We start from the raw sequence: 300 nt of genomic DNA on the forward strand, positions 1-300 counted from the left end.
CTGGTGCGCGACCCGGACGTGCTGCAGGCGCGGACCAGGACCGACAAGGACATCTTCTACAACCCCGAGGGCGGCCTGCCGCGGGCGGAGCGCGAGCTGGCGGCGACCGCGACCTCTCGTTTAAACGGCTGTATCTACTGCGCCTCGGTCCATTCCCGCTTCGCCACCGTGCATTCCAGGCGCGGCGACGATGTGCAGCGGCTGCTGGATGAGGGCATCGGCGCCGATCTGGGCGAGCGCTGGAACGCCATCGTCGCCGCCGCGGTGGCGCTGACCGAGACACCGGGCTCGTTCGGCGCC

Annotated in this window: 1 protein-coding gene; it reads left to right on the forward strand. The window is 70.7% G+C overall.

Features of this window, described 5'->3' with window-relative positions; all coding sequences use genetic code 11:
- Window positions 1-300 (forward strand): peroxidase-related enzyme (locus FFK22_RS42505; protein WP_143957077.1); only part of this gene is annotated, 300 nt, incomplete at both ends.

Origin of the sequence: Mycobacterium sp. KBS0706 (genome assembly GCF_005938675.2) — a bacterium.
Classification (GTDB): Bacteria; Pseudomonadota; Alphaproteobacteria; order DSM-16000; family Inquilinaceae; genus Inquilinus.